Raw genomic sequence first — 23,594 nt, 5'->3', positions numbered from 1 at the left:
AAAGTTATCTAGACCTGTTAACAGGCAATTTATCCCTCGAATGAGCTACAATTATCGGTTAAACGTGGTTAATAGCGAGCAGATGCGTCGCATTGAAGGGGCGATTTTTGCCTCCGGTATGCCTGTGGCCGCTTTGATGGAAAAGGCAGCCCTGTTAACGGCACAACAGTTTAAAAAGTCCTATTCTTTGGCTGATTTCCCCAAAATCGGCGTTATAGTTGGCCCTGGTCACAATGGCGGCGATGCTCTCGTAATTGCTAGGGAATTACATCTCGCTGGTTATCAAGTATCTCTTTTTTGTCCGATCGCCAAACTCAAGGATTTAACAGCACAACAGGCGAATTATGTCAAGCATTTAGGCTTAATTTTTCAGGAAACTTTAGAATGTTTGCGGGATTGTCAGTTAATTATCGATGGTCTTTTCGGTTTTGGTTTAGAAAGGACTTTATCGGGAGAGATTGCCGAATTAGTCGATAAAATTAATAGTTGGCAAAAACCGATAATTAGTATCGATATTGCTTCGGGAATTCACACCGACACCGGAGAGGTTTTAGGCACGGCAATTAAAGCCACTCATACCTTTTGTTTGGGACTCTGGAAGCGAGCTTTTTTCCAAGATTTGGCCTTACCCTATCTGGGTAAAGTGGAGTTAATTGATATAGGAATTAGTCCCCTTGACCTAGAAACAATTTTACAAGATTCACCGCCAATTCTGAGGGTTAATCCCGATCTAATTCGCCCTTATTTACCCTTACCCCGTCCTCTCCTTACCCATAAATATCAGCAGGGACATTTATTAATTATCTGTGGTTCTCGTCGTTATGCGGGGGGGGCAATTCTCGCCGGATTAGGAGCGCGAGGTAGTGGTGTGGGAATGCTTTCTATTGCTGTTCCTGCTGCCCTCAAATCTTTATTAATTAGTCATTTACCAGAAGCATTAATTATCGATTGTCCCGAAACTGCCACGGGAGCTATTGCCGAACTTCCCCTAGAATTAAATAATTATCATGTCCTCGCCTGTGGTCCTGGATTAACCACAGAAAATCCCGCTATTATCGAACAGGTTTTAGATAGTGATAAACCGATTATACTCGATGCCGATGCTTTAAATATTTTGGCTCAACTGGGCATAGAAAAATTATCATCTCGCCAGAATAAGACAATTTTAACGCCTCATTGGGGAGAATTTAAACGCTTATTTCCTAACTTATCAGATTCTCAAGATAGGATTAATATCACTCAAGAAGCATCTCAACAAAGTGGTGCAATTGTCTTATTAAAAGGAGCCAGAACTATAATCGCCTCCCCGGAAGGTAAAATGTATATAATCCCCGAAAGTACCTCCGCTTTAGCGCGAGGTGGTAGTGGTGATGTTTTAACGGGATTAATCGGCGGATTCTTAACCCAAATGCCGGATAATGCCCCGGAAGCAACCGCATTAGCGGCTTATTTACACGCTCAAGCCGGCATTTTAGCGGCCAAAGAAAGGACGGAATTAGGAGTAGATGGAGTGACTTTAGCTAATTATTTATTTGCTGCCCTTAAAGATTTGATCCCCCCTGCCCCCCTTGATAAGGGGGGTGCCGATAGGCGGGGGGATCAGAATTGATGATTTTTACTGTATCTAAATAGCTGGTTATAATTAAATTAAAAATGGATTTTAGATTCGATCCCCCCTGCCCACCTTGATAAGGGGGGTGCCGATAGGCGGGGGGATCAGAATTGATAATTATTACTGTATCTAACATTCAAATATCTTTCATAATACCCACCTAAGAAACGCAGAAATAAGTAGCGTTCTATCTTTGTGTCCTCTGTGTCTTTGTGGTTCGTTCCATTCACTCGCCAGCAGGACTATATCTTAGAATACATAATACCCACCAAACCTAAGAGAGCCAAAATATTATTAATAGCATAAATGTACTGTATTTAAACTGCCTATTGACATTTTAGTACAAATGCTCGGACTGCCTCCTTAAAGATTAATTCAGATAGTCGGCATTTGATAAAACATAAGGAATGTTAACCAAAACCACTTATCGTTAGGAATTTTGATAAGTTGGAGATTGAACAAAGATAGAAAGTCTCTGGCGCTGACAACTATGGCTGTAATTGTCCAAAAATACGGTGGTACATCGGTAGGTTCCGTGGAACGCATTCAATCGGTAGCTCAACGGGTCAAAAATACGGTAATAGCAGGAAACACCGTGGTGGTGGTCGTTTCTGCCATGGGTAAAACCACCGATGGATTGGTCAATTTAGCCAAACAAATCGCCGCCGAACCCTCGCGCCGGGAGATGGATATGTTATTATCCACGGGGGAACAGGTGACAATCGCCTTGATGAGTATGGCCCTAGAGGAAATCGGACAACCGGCCATCTCCCTAACCGGCGCTCAGGTGGGAATTGTCACGGAATCCGAACATAGTCGGGCCCGTATCTTAGAAATTAAAACCGATCGCCTTTCCCGTCATCTATCGGAGGGTAAAGTAGTTGTTGTCGCCGGTTTTCAAGGTGTCAGCGATAGTGATCAACTAGAGATTACCACCTTGGGGCGCGGTGGGTCCGATACCTCGGCCGTGGCCCTAGCAGCCGCCTTAAAAGCCGATTTTTGCGAAATTTACACCGATGTACCCGGTATTCTCACCACTGACCCCCGTTTAGTCCCCGAAGCGCGTCTTTTAGACCAAATTACCTGCGATGAGATGCTCGAATTAGCCAGTTTAGGGGCGAAAGTTCTCCACCCGCGAGCGGTGGAAATCGCTAAAAACTTCGGGGTTCCCTTGGTTGTCCGCTCCAGTTGGACAGAGGATCCGGGTACTTGGGTGACATCCCCGGCACCGAAACCGCGCACCCTGCAAGGATTGGAATTGACAAAAGCAGTGGATGCGGTGGAATTTGAGGGCAATCAGGCGAAAATCGCCCTTTTACGGGTTCCGGATCGTCCGGGTATCGCTGCCCGTTTATTCGGGGAAATTGCCCATCAACAGGTGGACGTGGATTTAATTATTCAATCGATTCACGAGGGTGACAGCAACGATATCGCCTTTACGGTGATGGGAAATGCCTTAAAAAAAGCCCAATCCGTGGCCGAAGCGATCGCGCCGGTTTTACGTTCCCATCCCACTAATACAGAGGAAGCGGAAGTGATCATCGAATCCGGGGCCGCTAAAATCGCCATTACCGGCGCTGGTATGATCGGCCGGCCGGGAATTGCTGCCCAAATATTTAGCACTTTGGCCGCAGCGGCAATTAATATCGAAATGATCTCCACTTCTGAAGTAAAAGTCAGTTGTGTCATCGATGAAGCGGACGGAGAAAAAGCAATTAAAGTCCTTTGTGATGCTTTTCAAGTGGAGTATTCTGCTAAAGTTGCTCATTGCGAAATCCCTAAAAATTTAGTCCCAGTCAGGGGAGTGGCCCTAGATAATAATCAGGCCCAAATGGCCATTCGTAACGTCCCCGATCGCCCCGGGATGGCGGCGAGAATTTTCTCGGTTTTAGCGGCAAAAAATGTCAGTGTTGATATGATTATTCAATCCCAACGCTGTCGCATTGTCGATGGTATTCCCCGACGAGATATCGCTTTTACTTTACCCCAAGCTGATGCTAATTTAGCCCAAAAAATCCTCTTAGAACTATCGGAAAGTTTGGGTTTACAGGAAGTGGTGGTTAATAATGATGTAGCCAAAGTGAGCATTGTTGGTTCGGGAATGGAAGGACAACCGGGGGTAGCAGCACGCTTTTTTGAAGCTTTAGCAAAGGAGAAAATTAATATTTTGATGATTGCTACTTCTGATATAAAAATCAGTTGTGTGGTGAATCAGGAAGATGGAGTCAGGGCCCTACAAGTGGTTCATGCCGCTTTTGGATTAGCCGGACAGGGTAAAATTGAAGTACCCGCCTAAATGAAATTACAAGTTCTATGATGGGGGTAAGAGTTGTTTATATTGTTGGCAACTTAACCCCCAAAAACCAGTTAAGTAAGTTAACCCTCATCACCCCGATTTTATCTATGGAACCGATAACAGTGGCGACAATTGTTGCTTTGGTATTTCAGACTACTGTAGAAAAATTTACCGAAGCTGCTCTAGAAAAAATTAATACTTTGCGGCAAATCATCTGGAATAAACTTAAAGCTAATCCTAATGCTGAAAAAGCTTTACAAGCTGCTGAAAAAGGGTCAAAAACTGATCTAGAAAAAGTAGCAGATTATTTAAAGGTTGCCATGAATGATGAAGCAGATTTTGCCGAAAAAGTCAAGGGTTTAGCAACAGAAATTCAATCCTTGAAAATTCAGGATAATAGTAGTATAAACCAGACTAATTATGGAGGGACAAATTTCCAGAATAAGGTTGAGGGTGGTGAAGTTTATCAAGCAGCAACTATAAACATCAATAAACCCTGACTGCAGCCGCCTGTTCAGGAACAGGTTAAACAACATCCTCACAATTTATCTAATAGTAATATCCCTAGATTTGTTGGTAGGGATCAGGAATTAATTGACTTAAAAAAGCAATTACAACAATCCCAAAAGCTTGCTATATCTACCTTAACGGGAATGGGAGGCATAGGTAAAACCGAACTAGCCAGACAGTTTGGCTGGCAAGAATGGCAGGAAAAAACCTATCCGGGGGGTATATGTTGGTTAAATGTGGCAGAAAGTGACGGCGGTTTTATCGGTACTTCTATTTTAGATTTTGCGCGGGTACATCTCAAATTAACTTTACCGGATGAGGGAGAATTAGACGTAAAAATTCGTTATTGTTGGCAAAATTGGTTAGCGGGAAATGTCCTAATTATTTTTGATGATGTGCGGGATTATCAGCAAATTAGGGATTATTTACCACCGCAAGAAGACAAACGCTTTCAGGTTTTAATTACCACTCGCAAGGAATATTTATCAGCGACAATTGAGACTTTTCGGGTAGAAGTATTAAAAGAAAAAGATGCACTTGATTTATTGCGTTCCTACCTTGAAGACAACAGAATTGACACACAAATCGAGGCAGCTAAATTATTATGTCAGGATTTAGGTTATTTACCCTTAGGGTTAGAATTGGTGGCAAGGTTACTGGTACGACGACAGGATTGGAAAATTAGCAAAATACGGCAGAAATTAGCCGAAAAAGGCTTAGATGAGCCAATTTTAGACAAAAATCCCAAGTTTCATGGGGAAATGACTGCGGAAAGAGGGTTAAAAGCTGCCTTTAATCTCAGTTGGGAGGAGTTGCATAGCGAACCAGAAGCGCAAATTTTGGCACTTTACCTCAGTTTATTCGCTCTTGCGCCCTTTCCCAAGGGGATGATTCTGGATTTATTTCCCGATGAGGATGGGGATACAGTGGAGGAATGGTTAACCGATAGTTTAGTTCACCTGAGTTTAGTTCAGGATAATCGTGATGGTTGGTATGAAATTCATCCCCTGTTGCGTCGCTACTTTCGGGATAAGTTAGAAGCATCACCCCACGCAGAACCAGCAAAACGCCGTTATTGTGGGATTATGGCCAAAAAATCGGCAGAAATGCCACAGGATACGACTGTAGAAATCGTTAAAGAATTTAAACCTTTCCTTCTCCATCTACAAGCATCTGTCGGGGAATATCCCCAATATATCGCTGATGAGGATTTATTTTGGTCCTATACGGGTTTAGCTTGGTACTATAACGGACAAGGATTGTATGCTATTGCTGAACCTTACTGTCAAGCTTGTTTAACCGCAACTCGAACCCACTTAGGAGACAATCATCCCCATGTGGCAACTTCCCTCAACAATTTAGCACTATTGTACTATTCCCAAGGCAGGTACACAGAAGCAGAACCTCTCCTTCTAGAAGCATTAGATTTGACAAAACGACTCTTAGGAGACAATCATCCCGATGTGGCAACTTCCCTCAACAATTTAGCAGAATTGTACCGTTCCCAAGGCAGGTACACAGAAGCGGAACCTCTCTATCTAGAAGCTTTAGATTTGAGAAAACGACTCTTAGGAGACAATCATCCCGATGTGGCAACTTCCCTCAACAATTTAGCAGGATTGTACTATTCCCAAGGCAGGTACACAGAAGCGGAACCTCTCTATCTAGAAGCATTAGATTTGTGTAAACGACTCTTAGGAGACAATCATCCCGATGTGGCAACTTCCCTCAACAATTTAGCAGAATTGTACCGTTCCCAAGGCAGGTACACAGAAGCGGAACCTCTCTATCTAGAAGCATTAGATTTGTGTAAACGACTCTTAGGAGACAATCATCCCCATGTGGCACAATCCCTCAACAATTTAGCACTATTGTACGAATCCCAAGGCAGGTACACAGAAGCGGAACCTCTTTATTCTGAAGCATTACAAATTTGTGAACAATCATTAGGAATAGCGCATCCAAAAACAATGACGGTTCGAGGAAATTATGCTATCTGCCTTCGTCGTGGGAGATAGCGTCTTAACTGTGATTTATGGGATTATGGGATAGACTATAATTGATCATTGATAAAGACTTGCCAAATACAACACAATCATAGTATTCACTCAATCATTCAAATCACAGCTTAGACTTATTATAGGAATCTTCCAGACTCTGTGCGATAAGCTTAACCTACAACATAATCGATCTTTGTGTCCTTTGTGCCTTTGTGGTTCCTTCCATTCCCTCGCCAGTAGGACTGTATCTTAGAATACATTTTACCCACCAAATCCAAGAGAGCCTTGAATAAACCAATCATAGTTAAGAGCGTTGGAAAATAGGGTCTGTAGGCGCACGGATTTTCCATTATGAATATAGTATCCTGTCAAGTCGCCTTTGTCAAGAGAAAATTTAACAACATCCAGACAAACGTTATTGTAGGGGTAATTCATGAATTACCCCTACACCTATTACCTAGTCCAGTAGTCCACCACCACCATTGACAGTGATTGGAATGATTGAATGATGGACTATAATTGAATTAATCACTGCTCACTGATCACTGATCACTGATAATAACCCTTGACCGCCAAAACGGACAACATCGGTACAAAATAACCCCGTTTCCTCCTGCACAGTTTCTATAGCTTTAACTGCCGCCTCCGGACTAAGATGAAAAGTATTTAAACTAATCCCTTTTACCTTCACCTCCCCGAAACTTCCCCCAGCACTGGCAGTCATTTCGTAGAGTTTAATCACTTCCGTTAGGGGAGGGATGAGAATATCGGGTAAATCTTTGATATGAATTTGTCCGGCACGATGGACGAGAATTAACCCCGTTGGTTGAGTGCCACGCATTAAGGGTAAGGTAGCGGTGGAGCCAGGGTGTAAAAGGGAGCCTTGACCCTCAATAAACAGAATATCATTATTTTCTGCCGATTCTAACACCAAAGCCTCGATCGCACCAGCAGCATAATCGACGCGCACTGCATCCAAGGGTACACCTTTTCCCGCGATCATAATTCCCCCCTGTCCAGTGGCTAAAAATTGCGATTTTAGCCCTTTTTCTCGGGCAAATCGGTGTAATTCGATGCTAGTGGACATTTTGCCCACACTCATATCCGTCCCTACCGTTAGAATACGCTGACAGGTTAAATTTTTCGCCCGCGCTTGCCCAATTTTTAAGCCTTGGGGTTCCAGACGGATATCCCAAATCCATTGATCTGGTTTAAGCTGAGAAAAAAGGGGTTTTAGGGGTGTATGGAGACCATTAACGAGGGATAACCCCGCATTTACCGCCTCTTTGATTTCTTCTAGCCAATGGGGTGGTAAAATGCCTCCTGAGGGTGCGATACCAATTAACAGGGTATCGGGATGATAGGTTAGAGCTTCCCTAACAGTAGCAACAATCGGCAAGGGGCGATCGATTCCGGCCACTTCTTTTAAGGTACTGCCGGCGCTTTCTGCGTCAATAATCGCCACTACCTGCGCTTTTCCGTAACGCAGATAACTTAACCCAGTTTTGCCGCGAGTTCCTTTGATTCCTTCGTGGAGAAGAATCGCTACTTTCTTGTCAGGAGTCAAATAATTAGTCATCTTTTATCCGTAAACTAACACCCAAACCGGGCAAATTATTTGTTTGTAAATGTCCCCTTTCCAAGCTTAAACCCGTAAAGGGATCATCGCGTAAATTTAAATGACTATCTAGGTCAAGATAGTTGACAAGCGGGCCAAGATGTGCTAGGGCAGTATTGGCTAAACTGCTATCAGAGTAACATCCGAACATAATTTGCAGTCGGCAAGCTTGGGCAATATGAATCATTCTCTGCACTTCGGCTAATCCGCCAGCTTTCATTAGTTTAATATTAATGCCGTGGACTCGATCGGCCAGTTTCGGGATATCTTGACTAGAAAAACAGCTTTCATCGACGAAGATAGGTAGGGGCGATTTTTGGTATAAATCAATTAAATCTCGTTCTTGTCCCGCGGATAGGGGTTGTTCCACATAAATAACGCCTTTTTCCTTTAACCATTGGCACATTTTCACCGCATCCCTAAATGTCCAACCACCATTAGCATCGACAGTTAGGGGCAAATGGGGGACAATTGCTTTAATAGCCAGAATTATAGCTCGATCGGCTTCTATCCCGTCCGGTGAGCCTAATTTGATTTTTAATAAGCTAAAATCGCCAATTTCTAGCCAATCTAACAGCCTTTTCTGCACATTTTCTGGAGAATTTAAACCGATAGTAACAGAAACCGGCGGAATTAAAGAGCGATCGAGTCCAAAAATTTGCCAGAGAGGTAAATTAGCTTTTTTGCCTAACCAGTCGTGCAGTGCCGTGTCAATAGCGGCACGAGTAGCCGAAGATATCTGATTTTGCCATAAAATTTTTTCAATTTCTTGGCGTTGACAGGGGTGAAAAGATTGTAAAATAGGAGCGATCGAGTTTAATTCTTGCAGGATTTTATCGGGTTTTTTCTCCTCGCTGGTAATATCAAAAGGAGATGCCTCTCCCCACCCTTCGATATTTTCCTCGCTAATTTGCAGCCATATATTAGTATTTTCGCTGGTAGTGCCGCGACTAATCGTTAAAGGTACTCGTTTATGAATAGTAAAAGTTTGCCAGTTTAGCAGCATAATTCACCTGGGGATGATCGGGGAATAGGAACAGAAAAATTATCTACACTTACCCAAATCCTTACTTCTGTCCACTCTCCCCGCAATCATACAACTTCCGGCGGTGTTTTTCGTCAAAGACAAAATATGATAGGCTAACCGAAGGGATAGGCAAGACGGCTGCGGGTTAGGAAATGGGATAAAAGAGGAGTGAGTTAACCAAAATCAATGATTAAGAAAAAGATTTCTTACTGGGTAAATGGAGGTATTGCCCTCATTGATCGCTATCTGATCAGCCAACTACTACCCCCATTTTTATTTAGTGTTGGTTTATTTGCCTCTTTGGGAGTAGCTATCGGCAATCTTTCCGATTTGGCTAATCAGGTAGTTGATGCCAATCTACCCCTCGCTTCCGCCCTAGAAATTCTCCTGTTAAAAGTGCCAGAATTTGTCACCTATTCCCTGCCAGTTTCTCTTTTATTGGCCACTTTAATCACCTACGGACGTTTAAGTAGTGATAGCGAAACCGTTGCCCTGCAAAGCTGTGGAGTCACTCTTTATCGTCTTTTTATACCAACTTTTTGCCTGAGTTTAATAGTTACAGTGGTGACATTTTTATTAAATGAATATGTGGTTCCCAATGCTAATTATCGAGCTACAGAAATTTTAGTACAGAAAATTAATAAAGAGGCAAGCTTTTGGCAAAACAAAGACTTTTATTATCCCGATTATGAAATAAAAACCCTAGAGAACGGTACGATTAATCGCAATTTAAGAAGTTTATTTTATGCCGAACAATTTGACGGCGAAAAAATGAAAACCGTCACCGTTATCCGTTGGCTAAAACAAGAATTAAATCAAATTATTATCGCCGATTCGGCCCGTTGGAATGCCGTCGATAACGTCTGGGACTTTTTTAACGGCATTATCTATGAATTAACCCCCCCTAACGCCTCCTATAGTCAAGTTATCCCCTTTAAAGCCGAAAAAATCGCTTTATCTCGCTCCGCTTTCGATTTTGCTCGTCAAAGCCGCGATCCCTACGAGATGAACATACCACAGGCGATCGAATATGTGCAACTGCTCAAACTCAGTGGCGATGATAAAAGAGTCAGATTTTTTCAAGTGCGAATCCAGCAAAAAATCGCCTTTCCCTTTGTCTGCATCGTCTTTGCTACCATCGGCTGTGCCTTGGGTTCTCTACCGCAAAGAATCGGTCGGGGAACCGGTTTCGGTCTCAGCGTCGCTATTGTTTTTCTCTACTATCTTTTAAACTTCTTAGTGGGCAGCTTGGGACTAACCGCCACCCTTTCCCCTTTCCTGGCTGCCTGGCTGCCTAACTTTTTCGGTTTTGGGTTGGGTCTATGGTTATTATGGCGACTTAACGGTTAGACTTTTTGGGAAATTTTCGTCAAGATAGGAGACGTAGAGTTATAGCAGGCCCCTTAGATCTATGTTTCCCTTTTTCTTTAACACTTGTGGCAGCACTTCCCGCCAAGAATATCAAGAGCGTAAGTTAACATTCCTTAAATGGATGCGCGACGACCTCGAAACCCGTCTAGCGGGATTAAATGCCGCTATCGAAACTATCGAGCGTCAAATCAGTCGGGAAGGTCAATAAACCCTGAAAATAGGCGAGTTTTACCCTCGCCTTCTCCCCGCAATTAGCGAAGAGAGATAACTTGACAGTTGTATTGGCCAAGAGAGATAATAGGAGTTTGTGTGAACTTTAGCTAGACTAAAATACCTTGGCTAACGTTATTGTAATCGGCGCTCAATGGGGCGACGAAGGAAAAGGAAAAATCACGGATCTGCTGAGTCGATCGGCGGATGTGGTGGTGCGTTCTCAAGGTGGCGTAAATGCGGGTCATACCGTCGTCGTCGATGATCAAACGTTCAAACTCCATCTAATTCCCTCCGGGATTCTCTACCCGGATACGGAATGTATAATCGGCTCGGGAACAGTCATAGATCCCTCGGTGTTACTAAAAGAGATGGCGCAATTACACGCCCTCAATGTTACCACGGACAATCTCTATATCTCGCAAACGGCTCATGTCACTATGCCCTATCACCGGCTGCTCGATCAAGCATCCGAGGAAAAACGGGGTAAATATAAAATCGGCACCACGGGAAGGGGTATCGGCCCCACCTATGCCGACAAATCCGAGCGCATCGGCATTCGAGTCATCGACTTGATGAATACCGAGAATCTGCGGCAAAAACTAGAATGGACGACCAATTATAAAAACGTCATTTTAGAAAAGTTATATAACTTACCGCCTTTAGATCCGAAGACGGTGATCGAGGAATATCTAGAATATGCCGAGAAACTACGTCCCCATGTGGTCGATAGTTCCCTAAAAATCTACGAAGCAATCCGCAAGCGTAAGAATATTCTTTTTGAAGGGGCCCAAGGCACCCTACTTGACCTCGATCACGGAACCTATCCCTACGTTACCTCCTCCAATCCGATCGCTGGGGGTGCTTGTGTGGGTTCTGGTATCGGTCCGACGGTAATCGATCGAGTGATCGGTGTGGCCAAAGCTTACACCACTAGGGTGGGGGAAGGGCCATTTCCCACGGAATTAGAGGGGGAGATCGAGCAGTTATTGTGTGATCGGGGGGCGGAATTCGGGACCACCACCGGCCGTCGTCGTCGCTGTGGTTGGTTTGACGCGGTGATCGGTCGTTATGCGGTGCGAATCAATGGTTTAGACTGTCTAGCGATCACCAAGTTGGATGTTCTCGATACCCTAGAGGAAATCAAAGTCTGTGTGGCCTACCAATTGGACGGCAAAACCTGTCGCCATTTACCCAGTAGTGCCGGGGAATTCGCCCGTTGTCAACCGATTTACCGAACGATGCCGGGGTGGCAACAACCCACCAGTGATTGTCGCAGTCTGGAAGACCTGCCTAAACAGGCCCTCGATTATCTAAAATTCCTAGGGGCGATTATGGAAGTACCGATCGCGATTATCTCCCTAGGAGCTAGTCGCGACCAAACTATTATCGTTGAAGATCCCATTCACGGACCAAAACGCGCTCTTTTGGACGAAAATGGCTCACCTTGGGATAATTACGAATTTTAAATCATTGCTAAAGAGGATTAGTCAACTATGCAAGTTAGCGTTGAATGTCAAAAAAGACCCGAAAATATTAACCCCAGGGCCCTACGTCGTCAGGGTTTGATCCCGGCGGTTCTCTACGGCCACAACGGCACGGAATCGGTTTCTCTGGTGGTGGGAGAAAAAGCGGCCTTAACCCTGCTTAAAAAGGCTTCGGTAAATAATACCCTGGTGGATGTGAATGTTCCCGAAATGCCCTGGACGGGAAAGGCTTTGATCCAAGAGGTGCAATCTCATCCCTGGAAAAGAAATCTCTATCATCTCAGTTTCTTCTCGGTATCTGCTCACGGTAAGCTCGATATCGTTGTTCCCATTAAAGCCATTGGAGAAGCGATCGGAACCAAACAGGGCGGTTTAATCGAACAGTTCGTTAACGAAGTTAATGTCTCCTGTATTGCCGATAATATCCCGGAAGTGATCGAATTTGATGTGTCGGGCATCGGTGTGGGGCAATCTTTGCTCGTGGGTGATTTAAAAATGCCGGAAGGGGTGACTTTAAAAGACGATCCCCATACCACCGTTTTTGCCATTGTTGCCGCTAAACGGTAAATTCAGTGATCAGTGGTCGGGTGATAGGGTTTTGGGGTGTTGGGGTTTTAGGGTTTTAGTTGAAATTCCCCCACTTCCCCACTTCCCCACTTCCCCACTTCCCCACTTCCCCACTTCCCCACTTCCCCACTCTGCCATAACTGCTACTGCATACTTTGCGCTTTTTGTCAAAAAAACTTTTTCTTTGCAATAAAACTACACAAAAAAAAGATCATCGTTGTGGGTAAAATTGACCGATTTACCCGTCTTAATTAGATCACCCTGTAGGTGTAGCAAGGGTTTCAACCATTGCTGTCCAAAAAAGCACAGAATAACCCACTATGAAATTCTATCAAATCGCTGTAACCATTACAACATCGTTGTTAAATAAAAATCTTTCTCAATTAATTCTTAAGAATTTGTAAATATTGCGAAATGTTAATTTAAATATTCTCAAGTTTTTGGAGTCAATAGATAATTTTTGTTTATCTTTGTCCAACATTGGGTTAGAAGTCAGGAGTCAGTTATCAGTTATCAGTCATCAGTTATCAGTGTCAGCTTTTTTCTCCCCTCTCCCATCCCCCATCTCCCATCTCCCCTACTTCCATCTACTGGGGAGTTATAGCGTGAAAACGCTTAAATAAGTCCTCGCGGGCGGATTCGATTAATAAACGGCTAGATTCGCCCGGGGATAAGGATAACAATCCCTCAATCACGAGATTAAAAGAATCATCTAACTGTCCAAAGCGCACTTGTAGTAAATTTTCGATCATCCCCCGATGCGTCTCTTGAAGACCTGCTTGAAGACCTTCTTCAAGAGCTTCTTGTCTAGCCTGTCGTCTCACTGCTTCTTTCCATTCCAGATAAGTTTGCGATAACATCATAAACACCTCTCGATCTTCTTCTTCTAAAATATTTTGTATTTCCACAGGGTTCTAGGAGAGTGCTATTTAGGGCAATTTGACCTAATAATCCTAGATTATCGACAGTTATTTGCCCCGCTGGATGAGGCGAAAAAAATAGATCAATCTGTCGGGTTTCGTCGGTAATTTCTTGGCTAACTTCTACCCGGCCTAGTAGCGTTAACGAAGGCGGTCGGCAGAGGCCAGGAGGTTTCATCGATCGAGGCGAAGAAAAAAATGGTAAGATTAGTTAAAGAAAATGATACAAATATACATTGATTAGACAAAAAAAGTTATAAGTAAAAGAAAAGTTTATCTTCCTCAGCACAATGACGAGAAAAGAACAGCCCCACTCGTGGTTCTCAAGAAAACCTTTGGCCTGGCAACAATCCAGGGCTATGTGGCGCGATTTATGGTCAGAAGCGTCCCTCGATTTTCCCTATCTAGCTTTGATTGTTAGTTCTTGTACGATCGCTACTTTAGGCTTAGTTGCCAATAGTGCAGCCGTGATTATTGGGGCAATGATTATTGCCCCTTTAATGTTGCCGATTCGTAGTCTAGCTTTTGGTGGTTTAATTGGCAGTTGGCGATTAATTCGTAAGTCAGCCCTGGCAATTTTAGTCGGTACGATCATCGCTTTAGTGATAGCTTGGTTGCTGGGATTATTGATCGGAATTTCCGAATTTGGTAGTGAAATTCAAGCTCGTTCTCAACCGAATCTTTTAGATTTAGGAGTGGCAATTACTGCGGGGGCAATCAGTGGTTATGCCAAAATAGAACCGAAAATTTCAGGTACTTTAGCGGGAACAGCAATCGCCGTGGCTTTAATGCCGCCAGTTTGTACGATCGGGTTAGGATTATCCCAAGGCAATTGGGTCCTAAGTTTGGGGGCGACTCTGTTATATATTACCAATTTATTAGGCATTGCTCTCTCCTGTTTGTTGGTCTTTTTGCTGGCTGGTTATTCTAATTTTCATCGGGCGCGTAATGCGATAGTTTTAACTTCTATCCTGACAGCAGTTTTGCTAATTCCCTTAGGAATAAGTTTTACAACTCTGGCCAATCAAGCTCGTTTAGCAAGGTTGCTCAAAAAAGCTTTATTACAACGAACAATTACTTTTCAACGGGCAGAATTATTGGAATCTTCGATTAATTGGCTCAAGCAACCTCCCCGGGTGAGATTAGTAGTAAGAACCGCCGAAAGCATTACCCCCAGACAGGTGGAATTGTTGGAAGAATTCATTACTAAGGAAATGGGGCGACCTTTTCAGTTAAATGTCTTGGTTTCTAAGGTTAATGAAGTCACTTCCCCAGAATAAAGTCGAGAAAATTAGCTCAAGTAATGACAAACAAGGATTAATTCGCTATCTTAATGTTTGATATTTAATCTATAGGTAGGATTCAGGTGAGTGGCGGTAATCGACCAGAAAGTACGGCTTATGTGCGGATAATTAAGCAATCTTGGCAAACGGGGAAATTAGAGGGAGAAGTGCGGACGGAACAATATCAATGGCGGTTTCAATGGCATTTTCTTCAAGGTAAGTTATTAGTACAACCGTCCCTAGGTAGGGCTTTGATTTTTGAACCCTTGAATCGGTTTTTAGAACGCTACGATTATCAATTAGAACCGGGAGGAGATTATCAATTTACAGTGCGATCAAAATTGTAAATATGGGGGATTGAATTAGAGCTTTTCTCCTCAAGATGGAGTTTAACCTAATTTGGCCTCATCTGCCGATGAACGACTCCCTAAAAGGAAAACTTTGTACTTCATCATTAAGATAACCGCCTAGGGATCAAGAGAAATTGACGGTTTATGGACAACCCGGCCGAGATACTAGATTTTTACAGGAAGTTTTTTGATTTAAATCCTGTCGGTTAGGCTAAAATTCAGCCAGAGCAAAACGTTATATTAACGGTAAGGATTTTTAGGAATAAGGGAAATGACGCAAGGACAGAAGGTTTCAGTGGGTATTGTCGGCGCTTCCGGATATGGTGGCGTACAGTTGGTACGTTTGCTCAAAGAACATCCCCTTGTCGAATTAGCGTATCTGGGGGGCGATAGTAGCGCGGGGAAACCCTACAGTGATTTATATCCCCATCTCGGACATAGCATTAATCTTAATGTGGAGGCGATCGATTTAGACACAATTGCCTCCCGTTGTCAAGTGGTTTTCTTGGGTTTACCCAATGGTTTAGCCTGTGATTTAGCCCCTCCTTTGCTCGCTAAAGGCTGTAAAGTGTTAGACCTGTCGGCAGATTATCGTTTTACTAGCCTAGAAACCTATAGTAAATGGTATGGCAAGGAACGTCAGGATCAAGCGATCGCAGCAAAGGCTGTGTACGGTTTACCGGAACTTTATCGGGAAGATATTAAAAATGCCTCTTTAATCGGTTGCCCCGGATGTTATCCTACCGCTAGTTTAATGGCGATTTCTCCCCTGTTAAAACAGGGTTTAATTGTCCCGGAAACCACGATTATCGATGCCAAATCGGGAACTTCGGGAGGGGGAAGACAAGCTAAAATTAATATGTTATTGGCAGAAGCAGATAGTTCGGTCGGGGCCTATAATGTAGCGGGAAAACACCGTCATACTCCCGAAATTGAGCAGATTTGCAGCGATTTAGCCGGTCATGAGGTGCGCGTCCAGTTTACTCCCCATTTAATGCCCATGGTTCGGGGTATCCTGTCCACAGTTTACGCAACTTTACGGGATCCTAATCTGGTGCGGGATGATTTAATCACTATCTACAATGCTTTTTATCGCGCTTCTCCCTTTGTCAAAATCCTACCCGGGGGAGTCTATCCACAAACTAAATGGGCCTGTGGTACTAATTTATGTTATCTCGGTATTGAAGTGGATCCGAGAACCGATCGAGTGATCGTGATGTCAGCGATCGATAATTTAGTTAAGGGACAATCGGGACAAGCGGTACAATGTCTCAATCTCATGATGGGTTGGGAAGAATCCCTTGGTTTACCGCAAATGTGTTTTTATCCTTAAAAATTCCTGGATGCGTTTAACCACGCATCCTTTGCTCAATTTCGGGAAAAACTGGCAAAATTTTGTCACTATGATTGAGATGCGATGTTTACCGATTGGCAGCAAAGACAAGGAGAAAATGGCCGAAAAGTAGTCAGTTTATCGGCAAAAGCGAATATATAGCTGTTCTCACACCTGTGTGGCACAGTTTAACCCTTGCTGATTAAGCTTTTCAACATCGATAATGTACCTCTTGCGAACAGGAAACGCTATAAAACCTTGCTAAAGTTCCTCACCATCAAACTAAATTTGATTGTCAAGTTGATATCTACCCCTTAGAAACCCTGACTTACCCGACTAGGATCACCTAAAAAGGCCCTTTCAGGAATCGATCCTTTAGTAGCTTCCGGGAGAATTTGCCAGTGTTGATCTAAAGCTTGTAACACCCGATCCTGCTGATTTCTGAATCCCTCGATATTGCCACTACCAGCATTCATAATTACAAACCAAACTTTACCCCTTTCTTGGGTGGGAATTTCTCCAGCTAAGGCACTAACTTGGGCTAAAGTGCCAGTTTTAATCACTACTCCTTTGGGAATGGCCCGCCACTGCATAGTTCCTTTGGTATCGCGTCCCCCCACCGGAAATAAATCAGCTACTTTGATCGGTTGATTGGCTAACTTGCGATCCAATGCTTTAAGAATCTCAATAACTGCCCGGGGAGACAAGCGATTTTCTACCCCCAATCCCGAACCATTAATTAATTGAATTTCTTCCGCTCCTACCCCAGTGATTTTAGTATTAATTGCGTCCACTGCCGCCGGGCCACCGAGCAACTCCGCTAACATTTCTGACATGACGTTATTACTATAAATATTCATCTGACGCAACAGTTCCGTTAAAGTTAAGGACTGATGACCCAACAATAATCGGGCATTTTCGGGGCGAATTTGACTCGCTCGAACCATGCCCAAAATCTTCACCTGTGGGGCTTGTGTGCCGCTAGGAAGGCTTTGAAAAGCTTTTTCGGTTTCTTTTGACCATTTCGATTGATCAAGCCCAATTATCAGCAATTCTCCCGCTTTGAGGGGATCGGTTTGAAAATTCATGGCGAATTTACCCGTAATGATCAGATCGCCTTTGACCTGACGGATGCCTAATTGATCAAGGCCATTGCCCACTGCGATCGCTTCTTCCCAGACAAAGAGAGGATCCCCTGACCCTTCAATAATTAAATCTCCCTCTAACACCCCGTTTTTTACCTCTCCCGTGCTGTAAAAACGAGTAGCAAAACGATGATCGAGGGGCCAAGTTTCCACGGCGGCGAGAGTAGTGGCGATTTTAGTTAAAGAAGCCCCCGAAGCGGGCAGATTACCCTGATGGTCAGCTAAATCAGCCCATTCCGTCTCAATTAAGACCCGTTGTTGACCAGAGTTTAAACCTTTTTTCCTCAAGTCTTGCAGATAATCGGCCACGATCGCCGCCACCCGGGGATCGGGAGCGGTGGGAAGGTCAAAAATAGGCTGATTTTGCCAAGAAATTAGGGGAATATTGGCGATCGGTTGGGATTGCCCCCCCAGCCAACCGAAGAGAAAGCCGAAAACTGCCAAATTAAAAACTGAGAACATCTTTTCCTTAATCGCAATGATGCCTTATTGTATAGAGATGATTGGTAATTTTTAACAATTGCTCGATCAGAAAACACTAATCCTCGATCGGCCAGCTTTTGTCAAGAGCTGCCGCTCAACTTATTAAAGATTTCTATCCCACTGACTCAATGGCAGAAACGGCATTAAATCGGGCAAGAATCGCGGTAGATGCGATGGGAGGTGACCACGCTCCCAACGAGATTATCGCGGGATCGATGCGAGCTTCCGAAGAATTAGATGTAGAAGTATTATTAGTCGGCGATTCTGAACGGATTGAGGCTTATTTCCAGCATCATCCCCGTCCCAAGAATCTCACCATCGTCCACGCAGAGGAAGTGGTGGCCATGGACGAAGAACCGATCACCGCTATCCGTCGCAAACCAGCGGCCTCGATTAATGTGGCCATGGATTTAGTCAAACAAAATCGCGCCGATGCGGTGGTGTCCGCCGGTCACTCCGGGGCAGCCATGGCGGCAGCGTTACTGCGTTTAGGTCGTTTAAAAGGAATCGATCGCCCGGCGATCGGTGCGGTGCTGCCGACGATGTTGGCAGGTAAATCGGTGATTATCCTCGATGTCGGGGCGAATGTGGACTGTAAACCCAAATATTTAGAGCAGTTTGCCCTAATGGGGACAATTTACAGTAAATACGTTATGGGTGTTGAAGAACCGCAAGTCGGTTTACTCAATATCGGCGAAGAAGCCAGCAAAGGTAACGATCTCGCCCTAAAAACCTACGAATTGTTAGAAAATAACCAGCAAATACCCTTTATCGGCAATGCTGAGGGCCGGGATGTGCTATCGGGACAATTTGATGTGATCGTCTGCGATGGTTTTGTCGGCAATGTCCTGTTAAAATTTGCCGAAGCGGTGGGGGGAATTATCCTACAAATTCTCAAAGAGGAATTACCTAGGGGGATACAGGGTAAAGTCGGGACGGCTTTAATTAAACCCAATCTGAAACAGATCAAACAACGCATGGATCATGCGGAACACGGCGGTGCGCTGTTATTTGGAGTCGATGGGGTCTGTGTGATCAGTCACGGCAGTTCCCAAGCGCCTTCAATTTTTAACGCCATCCGACAGGCGAAAAATGCCGTTGATAATCGCGTTTCTGAGCGCATTCAAGCCTACAATGACCACCATCATCAATTAAAAAAGTTGTCGGTGAACAGTGAAGATTAATCTGTCAGCCTTTTCAGTGATCAGTGATCAGTAATCAGTGAAAAGACAGTGGGAAACTGCTATTTAATACTGCTCACTTAATACTCAAATCTGGTCACTGATAACTGATAAGTAGGTGGGTGGAATTAAGTATAAAATGAACGTAGGTTGGGTTGAAGCATGAAACCCAACGCCCGCATGGGTTACGCTACCGCTAACCCATCCTACAAATAATTGTGCCTACCTACTTAACTAATAACTGACATCATCAATTAAAAAAGTTGTCGGTGAACAGTGAAGATTAAGCTGTGAGCCTTTTCAGTGATCAGTGATCAGTAATCAGTGAAAAGACAGTGGGAAACTGCTATTTAATACTGCTCACTTAATACTCAAATCTGGTCACTGATAACTGATAACTAATAACTGACATCATCAATTAAAAAAGTTGTCGGTGAACAGTGAAGATTAAGCTGTGAGCCTTTTCAGTGATCAGTGATCAGTAATCAGTGAAAAGACAGTGGGAAACTGCTATTTAATACTGCTCACTTAATACTCAAATCTGGTCACTGATAACTGACCCACTGATAACTGACCCACTGATAACTGATAACTGATAACTGATAACTGAAAAGGGGGGGAATATTTTGAGCGGATTCGGGGCAGCAGTCGTCATTACCGGTTGTGGATCGGCCACACCAGGGCAATTTCTCAGTAATGAAGAACTCAGCCAAATTGTCGAGACTTCCGATGAGTGGATTAAAAGTCGTACTGGCATCGGTAAACGCTATTTAGCCGATCGATCGGTGTCTTTGAGCCAATTAGCAGCCCAAGCGGCGATTAAGGCTCTGGAAATGGCTCAGGTGTCGCCTAGGGACATCGATCTGATTCTCTTGGCTACTTCTACCCCCGATGATCTGTTCGGTAGTGCCGCCCAAGTTCAAGGTCAGATCGGGGCCAATCGGGCGATCGCTTTTGATCTCACCGCCGCCTGTTCGGGTTTTCTGGTGGGATTAGTCACCGCCACCCAGTTTATCCGTACCGGTACTTACCGCAATGTCTTGGTTATCGGGGCCGATGTTCTCTCCCGTTGGGTGGATTGGAACGATCGCGCTACCTGTGTCCTCTTTGGGGATGGGGCAGGGGCTGTGGTTTGTCAAGCAAATGATACAAAAGATAACATTCTCGGTTTTGAACTCCATAGCGACGGCAGCCAGAATAGTTCTCTTAATCTCGCATATCAGGGGGAGGAATTGCTCCTTAAGCAGGGGGTAAGCGTTCAAAAAGGGACTTATAAGCCCCTAAGGATGAACGGACGGGAAGTCTATCGTTTTGCCGTGGCGAAAGTGCCAGAGGTCATCGAAAAAGCTCTCTATCGGGCTAATTTAACCACCAGTGACATCGATTGGTTAGTTCTGCACCAAGCTAATCAAAGAATTATGGACGCGGTGAGCGAGCGCCTGAAACTGCCTCCAGAAAAAGTGATCAGCAATCTCAGCGAGTATGGCAACACCTCCGCGGCCTCGATTCCTCTAGCTCTCGATCAAGCGGTCAGGAGTGGTAAGATCAAAAAAGGTGATATTATTGCTTCTTCTGGCTTTGGTGCCGGTTTAACCTGGGGTGGGATTATCTTCCGTTGGGGAGATTAATTCAGTAAACAGTAAACAGTAAACAGTAACCAGTAACCAGTAAACAGTAAACTAAAAACTCACATCTGATAACTGATAACTGATAACTGATAACTGATAACTGATAACTGATAACTGATAACTGATAACTGATAACTGATAACTGATAACTGACCCAAACACATCTATCTATTTTAAGAACTTATGAAAACAGCGTGGATATTCCCGGGACAAGGATCGCAAGCGTTAGGAATGATTGGAGATTTAGCGGAAAGCGCGCTTGGCCAAGAGAGATTAGAAATAGCAGAAAGAATCCTCGGTTGGTCGGTCTTGGAAAAATGTCAAGGGGATGAAGAAACCCTATCTCGTACTCTTTATACTCAACCTTGTTTATTTGTGGTGGAGAGTATTTTAGCGGATTTGTTGCAAGAAAAAGGTCATTTTCCCGATCTAGTTGCCGGTCATAGTCTCGGTGAATATTCGGCTTTGTATGCGGCCAGGGTGTTTAATTTTGAAACAGGATTACATCTAGTTCAAAACCGTTCCCTTTTGATGGATGCGGCCGAAGGTGGCAAAATGGCCGCCTTAATGAAATTTGATCGCACCAGTCTAGAGACAGTGGTTAATCAGACGGAAAATGTAGTTATTGCTAATGATAATAGTGCCGAACAAGTGGTGATTTCTGGGACTCCTGAAGCGGTGGATTTGGTATTAGGTCAAGTGAAAGTTAAGCGGGTTATGCCATTAAAAGTATCCGGTGCTTTTCACTCTCCCTTGATGGAAAATGCCGCTATTCAATTTCAGCAGATTTTAGAATTGGTTAATTTTCGGTCTGCAAAAGTTCCCGTTATTTCTAATGTTAATCCTAGCCAACCGATCACCGATGCGGAGGAATTAAAAAGTTATCTCATTCAGCAGATGACTAGCTCGGTTCGCTGGCGAGAAATCATGTTAAAATTGCCAGATGTGGGTGTGGAAAAAGCGATCGAAGTGGGACCGGGTAAAGTTTTAACTGGTTTAATTAAACGAACTGCTCCAATTGAGTTAGAAAATATTAGTCAATTAGCCGATATATACAAAGGTAGCGGCGATGTTAAATTGCAGGTTTCACTAATTGGTGTTAGTTAAATTATCTGGCAACATTTTCGACAAAGGAAGTAAATTGATAGATACCTAGCCAAAAATTTGGTTAGGTATTTTTTTAGAAAACTATCATAGGGTTTGCGGCAAAAACTTTTTCAGCAGACCCTAGTTATTCTCCCATCTCCCCCCCCGCAACGCGCACGAAGTGGTCTCCCCACTCCCCACGGTTATAGAAACCTCGGCAGAAAAGTCTCTACAACCAGGTTTTTCTAGGAATATAGCGTTTCCCAATCTCATGAGGTACACCAAAATCTTAACTCCTGACTCCTCAAAACCTAAGACTCTGTACCTCACAACTATGGAAATTGCTATATTAGGAAAGGAGATTACCGCGACTACCGTTAGGAAGAATAGTTTCTTCGAGGGAAGCGGAAAGAAGATTATTTTCGGTTAAAATCGCCCCAATTAAGTTAGCTCGTTTGAGATTAGCTCGTTTAAGATTGCTTCCCACTAAATAACTCAAGAGTAATCCCGCTTGGTGTAGATTAGCACCGTAAAGGTTAGCGGAGGCTAAATTAGCACCGAGCAGATTACAACCGGTTAAGTTAGCCTGGCGAAAATTGGCTTTATTTGCGTCAGTTTTGCTTAAATCGGCACCGGTTAAGTTAGCTCCCTCAAAATCACTACAATTGAGGTTAGCTCCCGTCAGATTAGCCCCTTCCAGGTTAGCATAACGTAAATCCGCCCCCCGTAAATCCGCTCCGCGCAAATCGGCATAGCTGAGGTCGGCGTATTGAAGCTGGCAGTTTTCCAGATTAGCTTGATAGAGATAGGCTCGAATTAGGTTAGCCTCTTTTAAGTTAGCATGGCTAAGATTAGCAGAGCTAAGAATAGCACGAGTGAGAATAGCCCGTTTTAGGTTAACTTTCACCGCCATGGCATGGGTTAAAGTGGCTGAGGTGAGATTAGCCGCTTCCAGATTTGCTTTGAATAGTTGGGCAAAAAGTAAGCTACTGTGAATTAAACAGGCAGAACTTAAATCAGCCTTTTTGAGAATGGTATTACTCAAAATTGCGCCGCTTAGGTTAGTTTGGCGCAAATTTGCCCCAGAAAGCTCGGCTTTGGTTAGGTTAGCATCGATAAGACAAGCTTTGCTTAAATTAACCTCTTCTAGGGAAGCAGCACTAAAATTAGCGTTAATTAAACAAGCTTCGGTTAAATTAGCCCGTTTTAAGTAACTATGACTTAGATTAATCTGGTTTAAACACTGTCTCTTTAAATTGACTCCGCTAAGTCTGACTTCGGCAAAGTTGCGTTCACCTCGATTATACAGTTCGATTAGATGTTCACGATCGGTTAAAGCATTGCTACTCATAAAATAACTAAATTGTTCTGGAAGGTCATTTCCAGAGAATGGGTTGGGGAAAATTACTAATTATGAAGTCGATCTCTAGGATTAGTACAGGGAGCGACTGGGGATTTTTGCGAATAAATAGAAATTTTTAACCAAT

The 23,594-nt window shown here is 43.8% G+C and carries 22 protein-coding genes; 16 read left to right on the top strand and 6 right to left on the bottom strand.

Features of this window, described 5'->3' with window-relative positions; translation table 11 throughout:
* Positions 1 to 40 precede the first annotated feature (40 nt).
* From B5D77_RS06025 to B5D77_RS06005, 4 genes are all read left to right on the top strand, one after another.
* Entirely contained in the window at positions 41 to 1,609 is a 1,569-nt protein-coding gene (locus tag B5D77_RS06025; RefSeq protein WP_106908472.1) for an NAD(P)H-hydrate dehydratase, read from the top strand.
* Between the two features lie 493 nt (positions 1,610 to 2,102).
* Positions 2,103 to 3,908, top strand: a complete 1,806-nt coding sequence (locus B5D77_RS06015; RefSeq protein WP_069475262.1) for an aspartate kinase — start codon at positions 2,103 to 2,105, stop codon at positions 3,906 to 3,908.
* 107 nt (positions 3,909 to 4,015) lie between these two features.
* Positions 4,016 to 4,408 carry a hypothetical protein gene (locus tag B5D77_RS06010; RefSeq protein WP_106909961.1) on the top strand — a complete coding sequence of 131 codons (393 nt, stop codon included), beginning with the start codon at positions 4,016 to 4,018 and terminating at the stop codon, positions 4,406 to 4,408.
* 135 nt (positions 4,409 to 4,543) lie between these two features.
* Positions 4,544 to 6,436, top strand: a complete 1,893-nt coding sequence (locus tag B5D77_RS06005; protein WP_254053082.1) for a tetratricopeptide repeat protein — start codon at positions 4,544 to 4,546, stop codon at positions 6,434 to 6,436.
* Positions 6,437 to 6,679: 243 nt separating this feature from the next.
* On the opposite strand, the gene B5D77_RS26170 is transcribed toward B5D77_RS06005, so the two are convergent.
* From B5D77_RS26170 to B5D77_RS05995, 3 genes are all read right to left on the bottom strand, one after another.
* Positions 6,680 to 6,853: a hypothetical protein gene (locus B5D77_RS26170; RefSeq protein ID WP_173915181.1), complete on the bottom strand. Its 174-nt coding sequence runs from the start codon at positions 6,851 to 6,853 to the stop codon at positions 6,680 to 6,682.
* Between the two features lie 100 nt (positions 6,854 to 6,953).
* Positions 6,954 to 7,997 carry a DUF1611 domain-containing protein gene (locus B5D77_RS06000; RefSeq protein ID WP_106908469.1) on the bottom strand — a complete coding sequence of 348 codons (1,044 nt, stop codon included), beginning with the start codon at positions 7,995 to 7,997 and terminating at the stop codon, positions 6,954 to 6,956.
* The gene (locus tag B5D77_RS05995) at positions 7,990 to 9,042 is read right to left on the bottom strand and encodes a dipeptide epimerase (protein WP_106908468.1); all 1,053 of its coding nucleotides are present in this window, start codon (positions 9,040 to 9,042) and stop codon (positions 7,990 to 7,992) included. Before B5D77_RS05995 ends, B5D77_RS06000 begins: the two co-directional genes overlap by 8 nt.
* Positions 9,043 to 9,249: 207 nt before the next feature.
* Between B5D77_RS05995 and B5D77_RS05990 the strand changes: the two genes are divergently transcribed.
* From B5D77_RS05990 to B5D77_RS27985, 5 genes are all read left to right on the top strand, one after another.
* Positions 9,250 to 10,413 (top strand): LptF/LptG family permease, encoded by a 1,164-nt coding sequence (locus B5D77_RS05990; RefSeq protein ID WP_106908467.1) that lies wholly within the window; start codon positions 9,250 to 9,252, stop codon positions 10,411 to 10,413.
* 61 nt (positions 10,414 to 10,474) lie between these two features.
* Positions 10,475 to 10,642 (top strand): hypothetical protein, encoded by a 168-nt coding sequence (locus B5D77_RS26165; protein ID WP_008205493.1) that lies wholly within the window; start codon positions 10,475 to 10,477, stop codon positions 10,640 to 10,642.
* Positions 10,643 to 10,769: 127 nt separating this feature from the next.
* On the top strand, positions 10,770 to 12,113 hold the full coding sequence (locus B5D77_RS05985) for an adenylosuccinate synthase (protein WP_106908466.1): 1,344 nt from the start codon (positions 10,770 to 10,772) through the stop codon (positions 12,111 to 12,113).
* A 27-nt stretch (positions 12,114 to 12,140) separates the two neighbouring features.
* Positions 12,141 to 12,698: a 50S ribosomal protein L25/general stress protein Ctc gene (locus tag B5D77_RS05980; protein WP_002781534.1), complete on the top strand. Its 558-nt coding sequence runs from the start codon at positions 12,141 to 12,143 to the stop codon at positions 12,696 to 12,698.
* Between the two features lie 407 nt (positions 12,699 to 13,105).
* On the top strand, positions 13,106 to 13,321 hold the full coding sequence (locus B5D77_RS27985) for a hypothetical protein (protein WP_106908465.1): 216 nt from the start codon (positions 13,106 to 13,108) through the stop codon (positions 13,319 to 13,321).
* Here B5D77_RS27985 and B5D77_RS27980 read toward each other — a convergent pair.
* Entirely contained in the window at positions 13,286 to 13,606 is a 321-nt protein-coding gene (locus B5D77_RS27980; protein WP_371515158.1) for a hypothetical protein, read from the bottom strand. The genes B5D77_RS27985 and B5D77_RS27980 overlap by 36 nt on opposite strands.
* A gap of 302 nt (positions 13,607 to 13,908) precedes the next feature.
* Between B5D77_RS27980 and B5D77_RS05965 the strand changes: the two genes are divergently transcribed.
* The 4 genes from B5D77_RS05965 (at position 13,909) to B5D77_RS27645 (ending at position 16,717) form a co-directional block, all read left to right on the top strand.
* Entirely contained in the window at positions 13,909 to 14,898 is a 990-nt protein-coding gene (locus B5D77_RS05965; protein ID WP_008205482.1) for a DUF389 domain-containing protein, read from the top strand.
* A gap of 86 nt (positions 14,899 to 14,984) precedes the next feature.
* Positions 14,985 to 15,248 (top strand): DUF3146 family protein, encoded by a 264-nt coding sequence (locus tag B5D77_RS05960; protein ID WP_008205480.1) that lies wholly within the window; start codon positions 14,985 to 14,987, stop codon positions 15,246 to 15,248.
* Between the two features lie 274 nt (positions 15,249 to 15,522).
* Entirely contained in the window at positions 15,523 to 16,584 is a 1,062-nt protein-coding gene (gene argC, locus B5D77_RS05955) for an N-acetyl-gamma-glutamyl-phosphate reductase (RefSeq protein ID WP_106908464.1), read from the top strand.
* Between the two features lie 10 nt (positions 16,585 to 16,594).
* On the top strand, positions 16,595 to 16,717 hold the full coding sequence (locus B5D77_RS27645) for a hypothetical protein (protein WP_256386916.1): 123 nt from the start codon (positions 16,595 to 16,597) through the stop codon (positions 16,715 to 16,717).
* Between the two features lie 181 nt (positions 16,718 to 16,898).
* On the opposite strand, the gene B5D77_RS05950 is transcribed toward B5D77_RS27645, so the two are convergent.
* On the bottom strand, positions 16,899 to 18,191 hold the full coding sequence (locus tag B5D77_RS05950; protein ID WP_008205475.1) for a D-alanyl-D-alanine carboxypeptidase: 1,293 nt from the start codon (positions 18,189 to 18,191) through the stop codon (positions 16,899 to 16,901).
* Positions 18,192 to 18,340: 149 nt separating this feature from the next.
* On the opposite strand from B5D77_RS05950, the gene plsX reads away from it, so the two are divergent.
* From plsX to fabD, 3 genes are all read left to right on the top strand, one after another.
* Positions 18,341 to 19,396: a phosphate acyltransferase PlsX gene (gene plsX / locus B5D77_RS05945; protein WP_008205473.1), complete on the top strand. Its 1,056-nt coding sequence runs from the start codon at positions 18,341 to 18,343 to the stop codon at positions 19,394 to 19,396.
* Between the two features lie 623 nt (positions 19,397 to 20,019).
* Positions 20,020 to 21,021 (top strand): beta-ketoacyl-ACP synthase 3, encoded by a 1,002-nt coding sequence (locus B5D77_RS05935; RefSeq protein ID WP_008205471.1) that lies wholly within the window; start codon positions 20,020 to 20,022, stop codon positions 21,019 to 21,021.
* Positions 21,022 to 21,204: 183 nt separating this feature from the next.
* A complete protein-coding gene (gene fabD / locus B5D77_RS05930) occupies positions 21,205 to 22,128 on the top strand; it encodes an ACP S-malonyltransferase (protein WP_106908463.1) in 924 nt (307 codons plus the stop codon).
* A gap of 328 nt (positions 22,129 to 22,456) precedes the next feature.
* On the opposite strand, the gene B5D77_RS05925 is transcribed toward fabD, so the two are convergent.
* Positions 22,457 to 23,458, bottom strand: a complete 1,002-nt coding sequence (locus tag B5D77_RS05925; protein WP_008205466.1) for a pentapeptide repeat-containing protein — start codon at positions 23,456 to 23,458, stop codon at positions 22,457 to 22,459.
* Between the last annotated feature and the right edge of the window lie 136 nt (positions 23,459 to 23,594).

Origin of the sequence: Microcystis sp. MC19 (assembly GCF_003019735.1) — a bacterium.
GTDB lineage: Bacteria > Cyanobacteriota > Cyanobacteriia > Cyanobacteriales > Microcystaceae > Microcystis.
The sequence above is the reverse complement of the archived record's forward strand: the minus strand, read 5'-3'. Positions and strand labels throughout refer to the sequence as shown.